This window comes from Niastella soli (assembly GCF_017742245.1).
Taxonomy (GTDB): Bacteria; Bacteroidota; Bacteroidia; order Chitinophagales; family Chitinophagaceae; genus Niastella; species Niastella soli.
In genome coordinates, this window is sequence record NZ_JAGHKO010000001.1 from 504351 (window position 1) to 522484 (window position 18134).

The window sequence follows — 18134 nt, forward strand, 5'->3', positions numbered from 1 at the left end:
AAATATGAAACTGGCAGAAGCACAACAACAATTCATTGCTTCCTGGGGAGCATTTGGTTCCCATTGGGGCATTAACCGCACCATGGCGCAAATACATGCGCTGTTGATGATCAGTCCTGACCCCTTGAGCCAGGATGATGTTATGGAACAACTCAACATCAGCCGCGGCAATGTGAATATGAACATCCGTGACCTGATAGACTGGGGATTGGTAAGCCGCATATTGATACCAGGCGAACGAAAGGAATATTTTAGTGCTGAAAAAGACGTGTGGAAAGTGGCTACTCAAATTATAAAAGAGCGAAAGAAAAGGGAGTTAGATCCCATGCTTCGCCTGCTTGATCAGTTGGATAATATTGAGGGTGATAAAAAAGATAAGCATATTAAACAGTTTACAGAAACCATTGGCAACATCAGGAAGTTTGGCCAGCAGGCCGACAGAATGCTCGATACAATGGTAAAGGCCGATGAGAACTGGTTCCTAGGTAATCTACTAAAACTGTTTAAATAAATAGCCAACACAACACGAACAATATTAAGTTCAGCAACCACAAACAACAAACCCAAAATACAAACAATACTATAGCCGGTTCACCGGCTTTTATTTGACTCCATTCTTTCACTAATTTCTGAAAATATGGAAAATACAAACAAGATCCTGATCTATGATGATGATTGTCCGCTTTGTACAGCCTACACCAGCGCCTTTGTAAAAGGAGGATTATTAACCCGGGAAGGCCGCCAATCATTTACTGCCGCTTCACCTGAATTATTACATTCCATAAACTGGCAACGCAGTAAAAATGAAATTCCCCTGCTTGATCCCGGCACCCGCCAGGTATGGTACGGCATTGATGCCTTACTGGAAATATTAGGACAAAAATGCGCGTTTATAAAAACCATTGGCCGGGTTACACCCATTAACTGGTTGCTCAAAAAACTGTACAGCTTTATTTCGTATAACCGTAAGGTAATAGTGGCCATAAAGACCTCGCCGTTAAAAGTTGATTGCAGCCCTTCCTTTAATCTGTTTTACCGGGTATTGTTTCTGATCACCTTTCTGGTGATCAATACCCTACTGATCTTTCCGGTACATCAACACCTGTTAACACAGATCCCCGGCTATTCGTTATCAGTCATTCAGTTATTGGGTTTGCATGCCACTATGGTTGTGCTGAATTGCCTACTGGCGTTGTTCTTACCAAAACAAACGGCACTTGATTATCTGGGTCAGGTGAACATGATCACCCTGGTGACAAACTTATTACTGATACCGTTAGTATTCACTGATGCTTATATTCAACCAGGCAATTGGGTCAATTATGGCTATCTGTTACTGGTGAGCATTGTGATCTTCCATGAATATTTCCGGCGAATGAATTTCGCTAATATGTTCGACCGCTACTGGTTTATTCTTTCTGTTAACCTGGCCAGTGTAATGGGCTTGTGTATTTGCCTGTTTATTCCTTTCAACTAATGTATATGAAACACAAAAAGATCGTCATAGCTGGTGGCACCGGCTTTATTGGGCAGGCAATGGCCCGGTATTTTGGAAAAGACAACCATGTTATCCTGTTGAGTCGCCATGCAGTGAACAGCAAACATAACAACCACGACCATAAACTGGTCCAGGCAATAGATGGCTATAACATTACCTACTGGCGATGGGATGGCATACATGTAGAAAAGCACTGGTTTCGGGATATAGACGGGGCCGATATAGTGATCAACCTCGCCGGTAAATCGGTAAACTGCCGTTATACCGAAAAGAACAAACAACAGATCATCAACAGCCGCACTCAATCAACCAAAGCCATTGGCGATGCCATCAGGCAATCAGTAGTTCCTCCCAAATTATGGATCAATGCCTCCTCCGCTACTATTTACCGGCATACCACCAACAGACCAAACGATGAATTTAACGGTGTTATCAGCGATGCCAAAAATGATAACATGCCGTATTCGTTCCTTGACCGAGTGCGTTATACTTATAAAAAATGGATGGGTACTGCAAGCGAGGCATTGAACAAAGACTTTTCCGTACAGGTTTGTAAACACTGGGAAACTTCCTTTTTTGAACAGCGAACGCCTTTCACCCGTAAAGTGGCCTTGCGGGCTGCCGTTACATTAGGACAAGGCGGCGTAATGAATCCTTATTTCAACCTGTTAAAGGCCGGATTAGGAGGTTACCAGGGCAATGGCAGCCAGATGTACAGCTGGATACATATAGAGGAACTGTGCCGGATCGTTGAATGGTGTTACGAGAACAAAGAGCAGGAAGGCGTTTTTAATTGCAGTTCGCCCAATGCAGTGACCAATGCCGATTTTATGCATGCACTTCGCCGCATTACAGGACACAGGATCGGGTTACCAGCGCATACCTGGATGCTGGAAGCAGGGTCGGCCCTGATAGGTACAGAAACCGAACTGCTATTGAAAAGCAGGTGGGTATATCCGGCCAGGTTATTGCAATCAGGGTTTTCTTTTAAATATAACGCGTTGGAACATGCGTTAACCGACATCATTCGCCATACGCCGCGCCGCCAATACCACCTGTTCTAGCGCCCTAAACCCCAATCCCTGCTTATTACCCCAAAATATTATAAATTTGATATACAACCATTTGAGAAACCAGGTTGTTATTAAGGGCATGGGAACAGATAATAAAAAAACAGTGTTGTTGGGCGCCTCAGCCAATCCGGCCAGGTATAGCTTTTTGGCTATTAACAGTTTACGCAAACATCAACACCCGGTAGTAGCTATTGGGCGTAGGCAGGGAAAGGTGCTGGACGTAGATATTACTACTGAAAAAAAGCCCCAGGATACGGTTGATACAATTACGTTATACCTGAATCCTGCCAACCAGAAAGAGTACTACGAATATATACTATCCTTGCAGCCAAAACGTATTATATTCAATCCGGGTACAGAAAACCCTGAATTATATGACCTTGCAACAAAAAATGGCATTCAGCCCATAGAAGCCTGCACTTTAGTGTTGCTAAGCACGGGACAATACTAATAACCATAGTAATAACCCTTAGTCGCCCCATAATTTTCACTCATCTGCTTTGATTATTTTCCCCCGGTAAAATAACCACACTCCATTTTCGTTCTAACCTCGTATTGAATCGAAGGCATCGTAGATTTATTATATCCCCAAGACCCATACTAACGTAATCCAGATCCGAACACTAAAACCCGTACATAATGAAAAACCTGTATGCTGTAGGGCTCTTAGTGGCGTGCATTTTCGCATTCCAATCAATAACCGCCCAGCAACAACCCATCACGTGGAACCAGCAGCCTGTTTTAAGCAAGGCTACCAGCTTTGGTCAGCTTCCGGCCAAACTCGAATGTAATTTCTCAACCATAAAAGGGCTCTCTGCCCGCCGTATTTCAGACAAAGTAGTACTGGAGTTAGGCAATTTTGAATTTTCAGGCGAGCTTGTTGAAAAGGTACAGGCATCACGTGGCGTGATGAATATGAACATTAGATCATTCAGTATACCCGGCGCCTTATGCACGGTCTCTATAATTACCCAGGACGATAATACGCAAAAACTGGTAGGCAGGATCGTTAACCCCAGGTCTGACGAAGTACTGGTGCTAACGGAAGAAAACAACCGATACTTCTGGGTAAAGAAGTTAAAACAATATTTATTGGTTGAGTAACCAGCAGGTCCGTACCCTTTGAAACCATTGAACACTATTAAGACAATTCCAAATCCGCATCGAAAATCCAATGAAAACCATTTTTACCGTATTGTTTGCCCTTGGCATTACAACAGGGGTAAAGGCACAGGTTCCCCTGTTAAACAGTTATCCATCGGCCAAAGCCACCATCTTCCTTGACTTTGACGGACAATACGTAACCGGTACATCCTGGAACTATAGCGGACCCATTGCCGCTCAACCGTCCGGCTTTTCCATCACCGCTATAAATGAAATGTTTAACCGGGTGGCGGAGGATTATCGCATTTTTAATGTAAACATCACTACGGACTCTACCGTATTTGAAGCGGCGCCACTGAAACAACGCGTTCGGGTAATTGTTACTTCCTCCTACGAATGGTATCCCGTACGGGTAGGCGGTATTTCCTGGGTAGGTTCCTTTACTTTTGGTGATGGTACGCCAGCCTGGGTATTCAGCAGCCTGCTAGGGAACAATACCAAGAATGTGGCAGAGGCCATTTCACACGAAGCAGGACATTCACTGGGTTTACAACACCAAAGCGCCTACGATGCCAGTTGTGTAAAAACGGAATACAATCCCGGCACCGGTACAGGTGAGACCAGCTGGGCGCCTATTATGGGTGTAGGTTATTATAAAAACCTTACTACCTGGCACTATGGAACCAATACGTATGGCTGTAACTATATGCAGGACGACCTTGCGGTGATCTCCGGATCTCCCAATAATTTTGGTTACCGTCCAGATGATATTGGCGATACACACAAAGCCGCCACCAGTATTGGCTTTACGTCAACCGGTTTTGCCACCAGCGGTTTAATTAATTCCGGCACCGATAAAGACGTGTTTAAATTTACGATCACTACCCCTACCTTCCTGCATCTGAATGCAGTACCAGAAAACGTAGGAATCGATAACTCAGGCGCCAACCTCGATATCAAATTAAGCCTGCTCGATAATAAAGCTGATACAATAGGACAATATAACCCAGCCGACGTGGTAAATGCCAGTTTGGACAGTAACCTGAACCCTGGCACATATTACGTTGTAGTAGAAGGGACCGCCAATGACAACGTAGTAAAGAATGAAAGCCTGGGTTACTATACCCTCAGTGCTTCCCCCCTTACTACTTTGCCTATTCACAGGTTTGCTTTATCGGGCAAATCATTGGAAGGCACGCATAACCTGAACTGGGTATACGAAACAGACGAAGCCATTAAAACCATTGAGGTGCAAAACTCCCGGGATGGCATTCACTTTGAAGCCCTGGCCCAGGTAAGCCCCGGTACTAAAACCTTCTCGTGGAAACCATTAACCGATAATGCCCCATTTTATCGCATACGGGTAATTACCAAAGGAGATGATAGATCTTACTACTCCAACACCATAACCATTCGCGACAAAGACAACAATAAAGCCTCCGTAAGAGTTATGAATACGATGGTTACCAGCTCGATAATCGCCAATGCCGATACGGACTGCAATTACCAGCTACTGGATAATACCGGCCGGTTACTGCAACGTGGCAAACTGGCTACCGGAATCAATAACATCGATATAACAAATGCACAAAAGGGCTTGATACTCCTTCGAATACAGGGCGAATGGGAGGTTACTACGCTTAAGTTAATAAAACAATAATAATCATATGATTTGGTGAACAGCGGGTTTTTCGGTAAATTACGAAAACCCGTTTCACTATGATGTTATGGAGAAAATTTAATGGCGACCCGATTGACCTGCCAATTATCGATGCGGTTGAAAATGCTATCAAACGCGAAACTGAAAAGGGATATCACCTTAAAGTTTGCATCGGCACCGATTCACAGGTAAAGGGTATAGAAACAGAATTTGCTACTGTGATTGTTTTCCTACGTGAAGGGCATGGTGGTTTTATGTTCATTCACAATGAAAAAACCAGGAAACAGTACAGTATCAAAGAAAGAATGCTGGTAGAAGTTGCCAAGAGTATTGAAATTGCTTACGACCTCTGCCATTTGTTCAATCTGTACAATGTAGACATGGAAGTGCATGCGGACATCAATACCAATCCGCATTTCAAAAGTAACGACGCGTTGAAGGAAGCCATGGGCTACATACTGGGAATGGGGTTTGCATTCAAGGCCAAACCCGAAGCTTTTGCCAGTAGCAGCTGTGCCAACAAAGTTGTAAACTAAGTAACCCTCACGCTGAAGACGGAGGGTTTTTTAATTTTTAGTTGTGCTGTACAACACAACTCGGGGGATTGTCGCCTCAAAAAGTACCTACTCATTTTCTGTATTCGCAGCTTCACTATTGCAGGTTTCTATGAACTGAAGCATTTTATCTCTTCCCATTTTTTTGTCGGCACTGGTAACAAATGATTGCGGCAGGAATTGCCAGGTTTTTCGCATGGCATCTAAAAAGTCCTTCACATTCTTACTTACAATCTTTTGAGTTTCCTTATCGGCTTTGGTAAAGGCCAAACAAAAAGGCACTTCCCATTCACCCAGCTGATCTATAAAATCAAGGTCCAGCTTTTGCGGACTATGACGGCTATCTATCAACACAAACACACTGATCAGATTTTCGCGTTTACGCAGGTAATTCTCGATCATTTTTTCCCACTGTTTCCGCTGCGATTGCGACACCTTGGCAAAGCCATACCCTGGAAGGTCAACTAAATACCAGGCATCGGGTTTTAGGGTGCCCCCTACATGCGCCTGGGGATAGCTTTTTATATCAAAGTGATTTATTAATTGTGTTTTACCGGGCGCTGAAGACGTTTTTGCCAGCTTTTGGTTATCACACAGCATATTTATCAGCGACGACTTGCCCACGTTGCTACGGCCTATAAAAGCGTATTCGGGCCTGTCGGGCTTCGGGCATTTGGTATATTCCGGACTGCTGATGAGGTAGGTGGCTGACTGAATAATCATACTGCAAGATAGAATTAGTTTGTGGTTTGAAGTTTTTGGTTTGTGGTTCTTCAATTTTCTACCTCCGATTTTATTCAAACTTCCCAAATTTCGAACAACCTTTTCCATTCATGGTACCCGATTTCAGTCGAACTCTTCGAAACTTGGCAATCCAACAACAAACCACAAACCATAAACTACAAACTGTATTATCTTTGCCCCCCATGTCTAAATATTCACACGATAATATAGTGCCCTTCAACGAGTCGGAGCAAACCAAAAAAGAGCAGGTGGCGGCTATGTTCGACCAGATAGCCTTTAGATACGATTTCCTGAACCGTTTTTTATCAGGGGGTATTGATGTAAGTTGGCGTAAACGTGCTATCCGCGAATTAAAAGAAATAAATCCCCGGATGGTACTCGATGTGGCTACCGGTACCGCCGATGTGGCCATCATGACCTGGAAATACCTGCATCCGGAAAAAATAATTGGCATAGATATTTCTGAAGGAATGCTCAATTTGGGACGGCAGAAGGTTGATAAATTATTGCTATCTAAGCAAATAGAATTGTTAAAGGGCGATAGTGAGGCAATAAACTTTCCCAATGAAACGTTTGATGCTATTACCGTGGCGTTTGGTGTGCGGAATTTCGAAAACCTTGAAAAAGGGCTGGCTGAAATGTACCGTGTATTAAAACCTGGCGGAAAAGCGGTTATACTTGAATTTTCGAAACCCCGCAAAACGGGCTTTAAAAGTTTATATAACCTGTACATGAATATCATTGCCCCGCGTGCGGGTCAGTGGGTGTCGAAGAATAAGGATGCATATAAGTATTTAAATCAATCAGTTAAAGCATTTCCCGAAGGCGAAACATTTTTACATATTTTACAACAAGTTGGGTTTAAGAATACGACACTAAAACGGCTGAGTTTAGGAATATGTACAATTTATTGCGGCATAAAAGCCACCAATTAATCAGATGGGCAGCAGGGCTAATGCTTTTGATCGCCTCACAACAGGTAAATGCTCAATTAAGAGACTATTTAAACCTACCTGACCACGATGATAAAAAATATTATCTGGGTATCGGTCTCATTTATAATAATGCCAGGTTCCAGGTAAGCCAACACCCTTCATTTCTTACGAATGATAGTGTAATGGTGGTGGAACCGGAAAATACCGGCGGCTTTGGCCTCGCAGGTATGCATACCCTTCGTTTGTCGCCCCGGTTTGAGATCCGGGCTATTTTCCCCCAGTTACTATTCGCCTATAAGAATCTCACTTACCACATAAAATACCCCGACCCCAATAAGAACGAAACACCCATAATGACCAAAAAGGTGGAAAGTATCCTGATTGGGTTACCCATACACCTTAAATTCCGCAGTGATCGCATCGGCAACTTCAGGGTATATATGTTTGCAGGAGGCAAAATTGAGTACGACCTGGCTTCCAATTCAACTGCCCGCAAGGCGGAAGACCTGGTAAAACTCAAAAAATACGACTATGGAGTAGAAGCCGGCGTTGGGTTCAATTTCTATTTCCCGGTATTCATTCTGTCGCCTGAGATCAAGATCAGTAACGGGCTTGGTAATATCCATTCCCGCGACGTAAATCTTAAGTATTCCAGTTCCATTGATCAGTTAAACTCCAGGATGATCGTTTTCTCGCTTATCTTTGAAGGTTAAGCAAAAGGGCATAAATAAAGTAATCAGATAGAATTGTACAGGCATCGTATGCCTGTACCTATTATTATTTTAAATTGGCCCAAATATGAGAAAATCCCTACTCATTATTAGTTTGCTGGCAGGCATAGTGTATGCCTGTAATCAGCAAGACCAAACAGCACCACACTTACTTTCTACCGGTAAATTACCCACCCAGGTTTTCAGCATTGACATTACAAAGGATACTACGCTGCATACGAAGAACGGCGCGTTGATCCGTATTCCGCATGGGGCGCTATCATCCGGTACCAACCCGGTACAACTGGAAATAAAAGAAGCCTACAGCATGCAGGAGATACTAAAGGCAGGCTTAACTACCATGAGCAATGGCCAGGCATTAAGCACGAGCTGAGAAAAGTAGTTAAAGAGTTGAAAAAAGCGGAACAGTTAAAACCAAAAAACTGTGATTGTGATTGCTTTTCAGATAAACCCCGTAGGGTGGCATTGGAAGATGAAGGGGCTGATTTGTCTGGGAAATCGGACTACTAACAAGAGCCCCAACGATATTAATAAAACAAAACAGCCGTCCTGATAAAATCGGGACAGCTGTTTTTCTTTTACAAAGGACCAATTGTTCTTTCAGATTTGGGGTCAAAGGACCAGGTATCGCCCCATAACATACCTGATTTTCAGACAATTTCACGTATCCATTATATTTAATGCAAGGGGCTATAATTTAACCGCCTATACTTCTACATTTCTTTTACATTTGTGGATAAACCCTTTCTGCCTGATTTACAACCAAACATACCTGCGGACAATAACCGTTTTCCTCGTGTATTGTGGTTTTTCATCTGCGCATGCGCAAGACCGCCTGAAGAAACAGGATAGCCTCAAAAAAATATTGCCTCTTCAACGGGAAGATACCAATAAGGTTAAACTGCTTAACAGTCTTGCCAGTACGTATTACCAAACCAATAAAGACTCTATATATTATTACGCAGAGCAGGCAGTTCAGCTGGCAAAAAAAATATCGTACCGAAAGGGCGAATCCAGAGGCGAAGCACACCAGGCCGCCTATTACAGGATGCAGGGTGAATACACTACAGCCGTTAATAAACTACTGCACAGCATTTCCATCAATGAAGAACAACATGATCTAATAGGAGCTGGTGATCGATACCTCGATCTGTCGCAGGTGTATAAAGACATGGTGGGCGCCACCAGTACCCTTGAATACATCAATAAAGGCGTTGGCTACAGCCAATACGCATATAACCTGTTTAACGGCATACACGATACCTTAGGCATGGTGGAGAGCCTGAACCAAAGTGGCATCCTGTTCCGCGACCGGGCTCATATAAAAGGCCAGGAAAAATATTATGACTCCGCTTTTGCAGCTTATATAAAGGCAGTATCAATGGTGGAACGATCAGGAATAAACAGGGGCGCTTTAAGTAAATTATACAACAACATCAGCCAGGTATATAATGAATATTGGAAAGATTATAAAAAGGCGCTTGAATACCTGCTCAAGGCTGAAGAGCTGAACAGAAATGCTCACAACCTCAACGGACTTTCCTTTAATTATGGCAATATCTCCCTGGCCTATACAAAACTGAATCAACCAGTACAGGCATTGGTGTATTCACGAAAAATGCTTGATGCAGCCCGGCAGCTCAACATGCCTGAAAGATTGCGCAACGCCTATAACAGCTTGTATACGTCATTTGCCGCAGCTCACCATTACGACTCTGCCCTGTATTATTATAAACAGGCCGATGTGCTCGACGATTCACTGAACAACGTGGCAAAGACCAATGAAGTGATTGCCCTGCAAACAAAGTTTGAAACTGGCAAAAAAGAGTCGGAAATACAACGCTTGCATACTGACAGTCTTGCCAAGAACAGGCAGATCGCTTTCCTGGCTTTAGCCCTTGCCATATTTATACTACTGGCAGCCTGTATGGTATTGCTGTATTATCGCATCAAAAAACAACGACAGCAAATAGCAGGGCAATCAAAGAAACTGGAAATAATGATGAAAGAGCTGCATCACCGGGTAAAGAACAATCTCCAGATCGTGAGCAGCCTCCTGAGCCTTCAAACCTATAAAGTGCAGGACGAAGAAGCAGTGCTGGTTTTGAAAGAAAGCCAACAACGTGTACAAGCCATGAGCTTTATTCACCAGCGTCTGTACAAAACAGAATCGCTTACAGCCGTGAATATGAAAGAATACCTCACCGACCTGGCCGAGTCACTGGTATCGTCGTACGGATATACCAACGACGATTTTGACCTGTACATTTCAGTGGAAAAAGAAATGCTTGATATTGACAAAGCATTGCCCATTGGTCTTATAATTAATGAACTGGCAACCAACGCCCTTAAATACGCTTACAAAGAGGTTCACCGCCCGTCATTGAACATTAACATCACTGAAGAAGATACAAAGCTGGTTTGCATAATAAAAGACAATGGGATCGGCATTGATGAACAGCAATGGAAACAGCAAAAAAAATCCTTTGGCAAACAGCTGATAACCGCCCTTTGCAAACAATTAAGGGCGCAACAATCACTGGTTGTTAGTGCGGGTACCGAGTTTATAATCACCATACCAAAACAAGTTGCTTAAAATGCCTGCCGAAAAAGTTAATATACTGATTGTTGAAGATGAAAGTATTGTGGCACTTGACCTGGCCAGTGGCCTCGAGCACGACGGTTATAACATTGCAGGCATTGCTGATAATGCCGAAGAGGCGCAACAATTGTTCAATGACAACGAGATAGATATTATTTTGATGGACGTGAACATCATTGGTGAAAAAGACGGCATCGATGCGGCCATCGAGATCCTGAAACAAAAAGCAGTCCCCATCATTTACCTTACTGCTTTCACCGATGCGGTTACCATTGAACGCATAAAACAAACGCACCCGGCCGCGTTTTTATCAAAACCTTATAACCTTACCAATGTACGTATAGCAATTGACCTCGCGGTGAATAATTTTGCCGTTTCCCGCGAACAACAGCCCACCGGCAAGATCATCCCGCTCGATAAAGACAGCAATCGAAATACCGGATCGCCCGAACGGGAAATGATCCTGCGTATGAACGATCATATTTTTGTGAAACACAATTATGCCTTTGTAAAATTAAAGCTCAATGAGCTGTTGTATATTGAGGCAGATAACAATTATACCTCCCTCATCACTGCCGACAAAAAATTCCTCCTGAGGCTCTCGCTGAACCAGTTGCTGGAGAAGATCAACTACAAGCCACTGGTACGCATACATCGTTCTTATGCGGTTAACATTAATACCATACAGTCATTTAATGAACAGGAAGTAGAGATCAACCAGCAACACCTGCCTATTGGCAGGAACTATAAAGAAGAGTTTATGAAGCAATTTGACTTCAGATAAGAACTCACCCCGGTTTTCCCTCTTTCACATACAAAATTCTGTCATTTACATACAAACGATAATTTGAGACCGGCCTGGGCGATAGTTTAGCACCCGGTTTTAAACAACATAGTCAAAAAGGAAAAGGCAACATAAACGGGAGGTCTGATTAGTAAACAGGTCTATTAAAAAGGTGTTCTACTGGTGATACCCTATAAACCCGGTCGGTGTATCACCGATGAAAAAAAGCAGGTGGCATTTTTGCCGCCTGCCTTTTTATTTAGCAGCGAGTCTTATTCTTAGTAATCGTATTCTCTTCTGAACATATTCCATCGTACACCAGCAGTAAATACCGCTACATTTTTATTGCTCAGTTCAGGAATACCTGGTTTATACTTTCTGATCAATGCAGAACCTTCAAGGAAAAGATTCTCCTTCACTTCATATGACGCTAGCACCTGGGCATTTACCCCCGTTGCCAGCGGCCCATTGGGCAACTTATAACCATAATCCCCTGCGGGCCGGTACCAGTTGGGAATGAATATATTTGTTCCCACATTGCTATTAGCCGAATCCATACCCTGTCTCCAAACGATCAGGCGGGCTGTTGTGGTCCACTTGGGATGAGGCTGGTATTTGATAATACCGATCGCCTCTACAAAATTGGCGCCCAACGGATGCGCCAGCGGCTGGTTGTAATGGGTATAATTGGCCAGACTGTCGAAATGACTATATGTAAATGGACGTGTAAGATTGAACTCGCCCTGCAGATCAAGGTTCTTCAAACCAAATGCATTGATGTATTTAGCTCCTGCCTGTATACCAAACTTATTGGCCCACCAGCCATTGCCGGCCCTTAGTTCTTTTGTTACCAATTCATCGAGCAGCAACTGACCATATAACTGTATTCGTTTGGCCACATTGGCTTTCAGGTCAATTCCAACAAAAGCATTATCAGGACTGCCATTTTGCTGTTCGGCCAGGCGTAAAAAGATCACTGGGTTCAGGTAACTGAATTCAAAGTGATTTCTACGGCCAAAGATCACTGATTCAAAAATGCCGACATTCAACCATTTGGTAACGTCCATACTTAAATGATGCATAGCCGCATATTTCTTATCGAGCAATTTGTCGCCTGCACTGATATTAACAGTTTGTGGTATTAATTCGGTGAACAGGTTCATGTAGTTGAACTTCCAGATGCGGGTATTGATCTTTAAAAAAAGGTAACTATTGCTAAAGTCGCTCAGGAATAAACTGCGATAACCGTTCCCAATAAAGTTCTTATCGTAGCCAAATTGAAAATCCAGGTATTTGGCAGCTGTAAAATTGATTGACCCACGGGCATCCAGATAATCATTACCGGTTTTCTTATATGTTTTATAAAAACCATTACCCGGCACCGCATCGAATGCCTGCACTCTTTGCTGAACAAAAAGCGGCCCGCGTTCCTGGTTATCGGTCATATAAGCAGAAAAGCCCAGCCTTTTGGCAATCATACCACGCACCGAAACCCCTTTTGAAGTTAAAAAAAGCTGGTCATTAGATTTATCGTTGCCGCTTTCTACTGAAAAGGTTTGCTGAAAGACAGGATTTACAACGAAGAAAAAATCCTTTGCATTAATTTCGAGTAAGTTGGCCTTTGTCTTATAAAACACGTTCCATAAGCTCTTTTTACTATAAAAATCGCTGGTATCTGTACTGGTTACCCATTCGGAATTGTTCATGAGTAAACTGCGCAGGTTATATTCATCAACTTTTGACAGGGACAAGGCTCCAGCTTTTCTCAGCGAATCGGCATATTCAGCAACACGCACTGCAAATTTCCGGCTCATGGGTTTAAGCGTAGAAAGGTTCAGGTCATCATTACTTTGCAGCATTATTTCAAGGCGGTTAAGAAATAGCTGGTGTTTGGAACCTTGGGGTAAATAAGTTGACTGAGCAAACAATCCGAAGGGAAATAATAAAAACAGTAAGCGGACAAAAGTTTTTACAATATATTGCATGGCCAGTATTTAAAAATATTATTTTTTCAAGATATGCAAAATTACCTGATAAAAAATATAATGGTCGTGAATGAAGGGGTATCAGCCGTGAAGGATGTGCTGATCAAAAACGGCCGCATTGAAAAGATTGATGGTAACATTCAACCAGATATATTAGTTACGGAAATTAACGGCCAGGGATTACATTTATTACCCGGCGCCATTGATGACCAGGTTCATTTTAGGGAGCCCGGTCTTACCCACAAAGCTACCATTTATACGGAATCAAAAGCAGCGGTAGCAGGTGGGGTTACTTCCTTTATGGAAATGCCCAACACCATGCCACCCGTATTTACACAAGAGCTGCTTGAAGAAAAATATGCCATTGGCGCCAATAGCGCCCTGGCCAATTATTCGTTTTACATGGGTACTTCGAACGACAATGCCGAAGAAGCCCTGAAAACAAATAGCCGTAAAAAAGACATCTGCGGCATCAAGATCTTTATGGGCTCTTCAACTGGTGGGTTACTGGTCGACAACTATCTTACGCTCGATAAAATATTCCAGGAAAGCGAGGTGTTGATAGCAACCCATTGCGAGGACGAAAAGATCATCAAGGCCAATTATGAAAGAATAAAAAAAGAAAAAGGCACACTTGACCCGGCCGATCACCCGCGGATACGGGATGAATATGGCTGTTTTGAAAGCTCACTGGCAGCCATTCAGTTTGCCCAAAAATATAATACCCGCCTGCACATCCTGCACATCAGCACAGAAAAAGAGCTGGCATTATTCTCCAACATGAAACCGCTGGAGCAAAAAAACATTACCGCCGAAGTGTGCGTGCATCACCTGCATTTTACCAGCAACGATTACGATCACCTGGGTAATTTAATAAAATGCAACCCTGCCATTAAAGCACCTAGTAACCGGGACGCCTTATGGCAGGCATTGCTCGATGACCGATTAGATGTAATTGCCACCGATCATGCCCCCCATACAATGGAGGAAAAAGGCGTTTCAAGAAATGCAGCCGGTTTATTGACACTGCCACCTATAGAACCTGGCAGTTATGAAAAATCCCACGCCGGTTTGCCGTTGGTACAGCACAGCCTGTTGCTGATGCTGCACTACGTAAAAGAAGGACGCATCACTTTGGAAAAAGTAGTAGAGAAAATGAGCCATGCAGTAGCTACCTGTTACCAGATTGCAGACCGCGGCTATATCAGGGAAGGCTACAAAGCCGACCTGGTTATTGTTGATATGAACGCAACTACCACAGCCACAAAGGAAAACATATTGTATAAATGCGGCTGGAGCCCGCTGGAACAATTTACATTCCCAGCTGCTATTACCCACACATTTGTAAATGGGAACCTGGTTTATGGAAATGGACAGTGGAATGAATCTAATAAGGGAGAGCGATTATTATTTAATCGGTAACTTACGAAAACCAAAGGAGCAGCAGCATGGAACTAGACAATACCACCTACAACGACCTGTCTGTATTTCAGCATGAGGAAGAATTTTCAATTTTTCACCGGCTTTGTTTTACCCGCACCTCCCAGGGGCGCGACTGGTTGTTAAGATATTTCAGTAATCCCTTTAGTGAACTGAAACCCATTCTGGAAACCCAGCAGATCCTGCGGTCCATTATCACCCATATGGACGCATGGCCTACTGAGATCAGCAATGGTACCCTGATGGTGATTGAAAGGTTCTATGAGAGTGCTATAGACTCCATTCCCAATGATAACCTAATACAGGCGTTCACCTATAAGATCTTAAACAGCGCCGATTATTCGCTGGTACGTTATTCCCTGACGCATTTCTCCGATTTCTTAAAGGGTATGCACCAGCTGGTGCAGTTGCTCGATAAAGATGAGGCGCCATTAATGATCCGTTCCTTTCTGCGACGTACAGCCGATCTATTAAGAAGGGAAGAGTTGATGGAACTGCGGGACCATGAACGTGGCAAACCATTCACGATACAGCAGACCATGCATTTCGGGCGCTATGTAAGGGATCACTTCAAATCCCAGGCGCATGAACTTATTGCTATTTACAGCCGCATTGACGCCTGGTATTCCATGGCAGTAGCTACCCAAAAAATGAACCTGGTCTTCCCTGAGTTCTTTGACAGCGAGATCCCCCATGTTGAAGCATCGCAACTGTACCATATTCTGTTGCCTACCCCCACTCCGTATGATGTTCGGTTAAGTCCTGATAATAATTTCCTGTTCCTCACCGGGGCTAATATGGCGGGTAAAAGCACCTTTATTAAAGCGGTGGGCAGTACCGTATTTCTGGCTCACCTGGGTATGGGTGTACCGGCACAGTCTATGCGATTGACCCTGTTTCATGGGTTGTTGAGCAACATCAACGTAGTTGACAACATCATAAAAGGAGAAAGCTATTTCTTCAATGAAGTACAACGCATAAAAAACACCATCACAAAGATCAATGATGGTCGCAAATGGCTGGTACTGATAGATGAATTGTTCAAAGGCACCAATGTACAAGATGCCATGAAATGCTCATCGGTAGTAATAGAGGGATTGATAAAAATTAAAAGCTCCCTCTTCATATTATCCACACACCTGTATGAAATAGGAGATGAGCTGAAGAAACACCCCAACATCTCTTTCCGCTTTTTTGAAACATCGGTGAAAGATGATCAACTGGAGTTCAGTTATCAATTACGGGAAGGCATCAGTAATGACAGATTGGGTTATCTTATTCTAAAAAGGGAAAAGGTGGTAGATATGCTGGAGAAGTTGTAAGAAGCCATACGACCATTAGAATAAAAGCAAAATAATTTTATGCTGCATATAAGGCATTTACTATAATTTCATTGCAGTAAACTGCACTGCATGAATAAAGTATTGCTCCTCATAGCCAGCACCTGGCTTGCCCTGGCAGCTAATGCCCAGCGTCCAGGCGCCGTTATAGACATACAACACTACACCTTTTCCATTGCACTAAGCGATACCAGCGACCTGATAAAAGGAAATGCGGCCATAGAGCTATTGTTCATAAAAGATACACAGGCAATCACCCTGGACCTCATTTCCCAAAGCAACCACAAAGGCCAAACGGTTTTACAGGTTACAGAAAATGGAAAACAAGTCGCTTTCACGCATACCAATAACCAGCTTACCTTACATTTTGCCATTCCGGTAAAAACGGGGGAACGCAGAAAAATTGAGATCATTTATGAAGGCATTCCAGCCGATGGTTTGGTGATCACCAAAAACAAATACGGTCACCGGGTCTTCTTTGCCGATAACTGGCCAAACCGTGCTCGCAACTGGTTTCCTTGCGTTGACCATCCATCCGATAAAGCCTCCCTTGATTTTATTGTAACCGCCCCGGCCCATTACCAGGTGATCGCAAATGGAGTAAAAACTGAAGACACCACCTATAACCAGCTACGGCGTACCCACTATACCGAAACCACACCCCTATCTACCAAAATTATGGTGATTGGCGTAGCCGAATTTGCCATACAGCAATCAGGAACTGTGAACAATATCCCGGTGTCGAGCTGGGTATATCCTGAAGAAAAAGACAAAGGCTTTTATGACTATGCCCTGGCCGTAGAGATCCTGCCCTACTTTATAAAAAATGTAGGTCCCTATGCCTTTAAAAAGCTGGCCAATGTAGAATCTACTACCATCTTTGGCGGTATGGAAAACGCCAGCGCCATTTTTTATTCCGACGATGCATCCATTACCGGTACCCGGAAAAGTGAATCTTTACTTACCCATGAAATAGCTCACCAATGGTTTGGCGATATGGCTACAGAAGCCGACTGGAGCCACTTGTGGTTAAGTGAAGGTTTTGCCACTTACATGACCGTTCTGTTCTTCGAACATAAATATGGCAGCGACACTGCAAAAAAAATGCTGACAAAAGACCGGGAAAAGGTAATTGAATTCACCAAAAAGAAAATGCGCCCCGTGGTAGACTCCTCTGTTACCAATTATATGGAATTGCTAAATGCCAACTCATATCAAAAAGGCGGCTGGGTATTACATATGTTACGCCGCCAGTTGGGTGATACACTTTTCTGGAAAGGCATTCAAACCTACTATAGCCGATATAGTGGTAAAAATGCTGTAACCGGCGATCTGTGTAAAGTAATGGAGGAGGTATCGGGTAAAAGCCTGCAACCATTCTTTCAACAATGGTTATTCAGGGCCGGTCATCCCAAACTTGATATAACCTGGAAGTACAATGGTGCAAAAAATGAGGTAAACATTACTGTTATACAACAACAGAATGATCCGTATCAATTTCCGCTAGAACTGCAAATTGGAAATGAAACAAAACAGGTAGCTATCAACTCCCGTGAAACCAGTCTCGCTATTCCCGTAAAAACAAAACCAGCCACCATTATTGCCGACCCCAACGTAAATCTGTTGTTTGAAGGCAGTATAAAAGAAGTTAAATAGCCACCCATATACATTAGATCAAACAAAT

General features: G+C 43.3%; 17 protein-coding genes. 15 read left to right on the forward strand and 2 right to left on the reverse strand.

The genetic code is table 11. The features are described from left to right. Positions 1 to 4: 4 nt before the first annotated feature. The 7 genes from J7I42_RS01865 to J7I42_RS01895 all read left to right on the forward strand — a co-directional run bounded on the left by J7I42_RS01865 (position 5) and on the right by J7I42_RS01895 (position 5871). Entirely contained in the window at positions 5 to 511 is a 507-nt protein-coding gene (locus J7I42_RS01865; protein WP_209137070.1) for a GbsR/MarR family transcriptional regulator, read from the forward strand. A gap of 126 nt (positions 512 to 637) precedes the next feature. Beyond that, complete coding sequence (locus J7I42_RS01870) at positions 638 to 1477, forward strand: DCC1-like thiol-disulfide oxidoreductase family protein (protein ID WP_209137071.1); 840 nt, start codon at positions 638 to 640, stop codon at positions 1475 to 1477. Between the two features lie 5 nt (positions 1478 to 1482). Next, positions 1483 to 2562 carry an epimerase gene (locus J7I42_RS01875; RefSeq protein ID WP_209137072.1) on the forward strand — a complete coding sequence of 360 codons (1080 nt, stop codon included), beginning with the start codon at positions 1483 to 1485 and terminating at the stop codon, positions 2560 to 2562. 61 nt (positions 2563 to 2623) lie between these two features. Then, on the forward strand, positions 2624 to 3022 hold the full coding sequence (locus J7I42_RS01880) for a CoA-binding protein (RefSeq protein ID WP_209137073.1): 399 nt from the start codon (positions 2624 to 2626) through the stop codon (positions 3020 to 3022). Between the two features lie 188 nt (positions 3023 to 3210). After that, positions 3211 to 3675 carry a hypothetical protein gene (locus tag J7I42_RS01885; protein ID WP_209137074.1) on the forward strand — a complete coding sequence of 155 codons (465 nt, stop codon included), beginning with the start codon at positions 3211 to 3213 and terminating at the stop codon, positions 3673 to 3675. 70 nt (positions 3676 to 3745) lie between these two features. Beyond that, positions 3746 to 5335: a zinc metalloprotease gene (locus tag J7I42_RS01890; protein WP_209137075.1), complete on the forward strand. Its 1590-nt coding sequence runs from the start codon at positions 3746 to 3748 to the stop codon at positions 5333 to 5335. A gap of 62 nt (positions 5336 to 5397) precedes the next feature. Further along, the gene (locus J7I42_RS01895; protein ID WP_236065427.1) at positions 5398 to 5871 is read left to right on the forward strand and encodes a ribonuclease H-like YkuK family protein; all 474 of its coding nucleotides are present in this window, start codon (positions 5398 to 5400) and stop codon (positions 5869 to 5871) included. 87 nt (positions 5872 to 5958) lie between these two features. On the opposite strand, the gene yihA is transcribed toward J7I42_RS01895, so the two are convergent. Next, positions 5959 to 6612, reverse strand: coding sequence for a ribosome biogenesis GTP-binding protein YihA/YsxC (gene yihA / locus J7I42_RS01900; RefSeq protein ID WP_236065379.1), 654 nt, complete (start codon positions 6610 to 6612; stop codon positions 5959 to 5961). A gap of 203 nt (positions 6613 to 6815) precedes the next feature. Between yihA and ubiE the strand changes: the two genes are divergently transcribed. From ubiE to J7I42_RS01925, 5 genes are all read left to right on the forward strand, one after another. Continuing rightward, a complete protein-coding gene (gene ubiE / locus J7I42_RS01905) occupies positions 6816 to 7568 on the forward strand; it encodes a bifunctional demethylmenaquinone methyltransferase/2-methoxy-6-polyprenyl-1,4-benzoquinol methylase UbiE (RefSeq protein ID WP_209137078.1) in 753 nt (250 codons plus the stop codon). 20 nt (positions 7569 to 7588) lie between these two features. After that, entirely contained in the window at positions 7589 to 8281 is a 693-nt protein-coding gene (porT, locus tag J7I42_RS01910; protein ID WP_209137079.1) for a type IX secretion/gliding motility protein PorT/SprT, read from the forward strand. Between the two features lie 85 nt (positions 8282 to 8366). Next, the gene (locus tag J7I42_RS01915) at positions 8367 to 8672 is read left to right on the forward strand and encodes a hypothetical protein (protein ID WP_209137080.1); all 306 of its coding nucleotides are present in this window, start codon (positions 8367 to 8369) and stop codon (positions 8670 to 8672) included. Between the two features lie 423 nt (positions 8673 to 9095). Then, positions 9096 to 10895 (forward strand): sensor histidine kinase, encoded by a 1800-nt coding sequence (locus tag J7I42_RS35505; RefSeq protein WP_209137081.1) that lies wholly within the window; start codon positions 9096 to 9098, stop codon positions 10893 to 10895. Position 10896: 1 nt separating this feature from the next. Beyond that, positions 10897 to 11685, forward strand: a complete 789-nt coding sequence (locus J7I42_RS01925; RefSeq protein ID WP_209137082.1) for a LytTR family transcriptional regulator DNA-binding domain-containing protein — start codon at positions 10897 to 10899, stop codon at positions 11683 to 11685. A gap of 278 nt (positions 11686 to 11963) precedes the next feature. Here the strand turns inward: J7I42_RS01925 and J7I42_RS01930 are convergent, their stop codons facing one another. Next, positions 11964 to 13670 (reverse strand): hypothetical protein, encoded by a 1707-nt coding sequence (locus J7I42_RS01930; RefSeq protein WP_209137083.1) that lies wholly within the window; start codon positions 13668 to 13670, stop codon positions 11964 to 11966. 33 nt (positions 13671 to 13703) lie between these two features. Between J7I42_RS01930 and J7I42_RS01935 the strand changes: the two genes are divergently transcribed. From J7I42_RS01935 to J7I42_RS01945, 3 genes are all read left to right on the forward strand, one after another. Continuing rightward, a complete protein-coding gene (locus J7I42_RS01935; protein WP_209137084.1) occupies positions 13704 to 15092 on the forward strand; it encodes a dihydroorotase in 1389 nt (462 codons plus the stop codon). Between the two features lie 26 nt (positions 15093 to 15118). Further along, the gene (locus J7I42_RS01940; protein WP_209137085.1) at positions 15119 to 16432 is read left to right on the forward strand and encodes a MutS-related protein; all 1314 of its coding nucleotides are present in this window, start codon (positions 15119 to 15121) and stop codon (positions 16430 to 16432) included. A gap of 90 nt (positions 16433 to 16522) precedes the next feature. Next, a complete protein-coding gene (locus tag J7I42_RS01945) occupies positions 16523 to 18106 on the forward strand; it encodes a M1 family metallopeptidase (protein ID WP_209137086.1) in 1584 nt (527 codons plus the stop codon). The last annotated feature ends 28 nt before the right edge of the window (positions 18107 to 18134 follow it).

Bases quoted from the DNA above. Each gene is read 5' to 3' on its own strand.
- J7I42_RS01915 (WP_209137080.1), top strand. From the start codon at position 8,367: ATGAGAAAATCCCTACTCATTATTAGTTTGCTGGCAGGCATAGTGTAT.
- J7I42_RS01935 (WP_209137084.1), top strand. From the start codon at position 13,704: ATGCAAAATTACCTGATAAAAAATATAATGGTCGTGAATGAAGGGGTA.
- J7I42_RS01930 (WP_209137083.1), bottom strand. From the start codon at position 13,670: ATGCAATATATTGTAAAAACTTTTGTCCGCTTACTGTTTTTATTATTT.
- J7I42_RS01945 (WP_209137086.1), top strand. From the start codon at position 16,523: ATGAATAAAGTATTGCTCCTCATAGCCAGCACCTGGCTTGCCCTGGCA.
- J7I42_RS01940 (WP_209137085.1), top strand. From the start codon at position 15,119: ATGGAACTAGACAATACCACCTACAACGACCTGTCTGTATTTCAGCAT.
- J7I42_RS01885 (WP_209137074.1), top strand. From the start codon at position 3,211: ATGAAAAACCTGTATGCTGTAGGGCTCTTAGTGGCGTGCATTTTCGCA.
- J7I42_RS01890 (WP_209137075.1), top strand. From the start codon at position 3,746: ATGAAAACCATTTTTACCGTATTGTTTGCCCTTGGCATTACAACAGGG.
- porT (WP_209137079.1), top strand. From the start codon at position 7,589: ATGCTTTTGATCGCCTCACAACAGGTAAATGCTCAATTAAGAGACTAT.
- J7I42_RS01875 (WP_209137072.1), top strand. From the start codon at position 1,483: ATGAAACACAAAAAGATCGTCATAGCTGGTGGCACCGGCTTTATTGGG.
- yihA (WP_236065379.1), bottom strand. From the start codon at position 6,612: ATGATTATTCAGTCAGCCACCTACCTCATCAGCAGTCCGGAATATACC.
- J7I42_RS01925 (WP_209137082.1), top strand. From the start codon at position 10,897: ATGCCTGCCGAAAAAGTTAATATACTGATTGTTGAAGATGAAAGTATT.
- J7I42_RS01895 (WP_236065427.1), top strand. From the start codon at position 5,398: ATGTTATGGAGAAAATTTAATGGCGACCCGATTGACCTGCCAATTATC.
- J7I42_RS01870 (WP_209137071.1), top strand. From the start codon at position 638: ATGGAAAATACAAACAAGATCCTGATCTATGATGATGATTGTCCGCTT.
- ubiE (WP_209137078.1), top strand. From the start codon at position 6,816: ATGTCTAAATATTCACACGATAATATAGTGCCCTTCAACGAGTCGGAG.
- J7I42_RS01865 (WP_209137070.1), top strand. From the start codon at position 5: ATGAAACTGGCAGAAGCACAACAACAATTCATTGCTTCCTGGGGAGCA.